This window comes from Stenotrophomonas sp. GbtcB23, from assembly GCF_019091045.1.
In the GTDB taxonomy this organism is placed as follows: Bacteria; Pseudomonadota; Gammaproteobacteria; order Xanthomonadales; family Xanthomonadaceae; genus Stenotrophomonas; species Stenotrophomonas rhizophila_A.
Genome location: NZ_JAGXKC010000756.1, coordinates 1 through 231, shown reverse-complemented (window position 1 = coordinate 231; position 231 = coordinate 1). Strand labels below are relative to the sequence as shown.

The 231-nt window shown below is 68.8% G+C and carries 1 protein-coding gene; it reads right to left on the bottom strand.

The genetic code is table 11. The features are described 5' to 3' along the window. Window positions 1-231, bottom strand: a 231-nt coding sequence (locus KVS69_RS20830) for an RNase H family protein (protein ID WP_302675406.1), incomplete at both ends; no start/stop codon positions are given.

Genomic DNA, 231 nt, shown 5'->3' with positions numbered 1-231 from the left:
GGTACTTGACCGGGTCACCCCCAGCGGTCTTCCAGTTCTTGGGGATCCAGCCCGGCAGCCGCTGGGTCAGGCCCTGGCGCACGTCCTGCGAATCGGTGAACAGCACGATCTCGCACGGTACGGTCAGTGCTTCCAGGCCGGAGATGGCGGCCAGCAGCTCCATCCGGTTGTTGGTGGAGCGCGCTTCGCCCCCGCCCAGCTCGCCCTCGTGGCCCTTGGTGCGCCTCGACG